This window comes from Lysobacter sp. TAB13 (assembly GCF_052113885.1).
Classification (GTDB): Bacteria; Pseudomonadota; Gammaproteobacteria; order Xanthomonadales; family Xanthomonadaceae; genus Lysobacter; species Lysobacter gummosus.
Genome location: NZ_JBFRDR010000418.1, coordinates 1 through 358 on the forward strand (window position 1 = coordinate 1; position 358 = coordinate 358).

Genomic DNA, 358 nt, shown 5'->3' on the forward strand with positions numbered 1-358 from the left:
GCTCGAACCAATAGCCAAGTTCGCCCTCGCCTTGAGATATCTCGTCGACGTCGATGACTCCGATGGCTCTGCCCTGGAACTCGACTGCAAAACGATACGCTTCGCCTGCTGCCCATTCGCGCGGATGGTCGGCGAACCAGAGCGCGATGTCTGCTCGATCGGGCGGAAAGGACGCCATTCGCAACATGCGCGTCACCTCCCAGTCCGACTGTATTTCAAAGGCGCGATTAGCATCCGCTGCGCTCGTTGGGCGCAGAACCAGGCGATCCGTTGTCAAATGATGCGGAGGGATGCGAGCCATGTTCGACCGCCAGCTGATGATTGTGGGCACGACTAGGGCTTGAGGATAAGCCAGCCG

1 protein-coding gene is annotated in these 358 nt (G+C 59.5%); it reads right to left on the minus strand.

The window, feature by feature from the left end:
* The coding region (locus AB4Y92_RS26780; protein WP_441822377.1) for a GNAT family N-acetyltransferase at positions 1-301 on the minus strand (301 nt) is incomplete at its 3' end.
* Positions 302-358 lie beyond the last annotated feature (57 nt).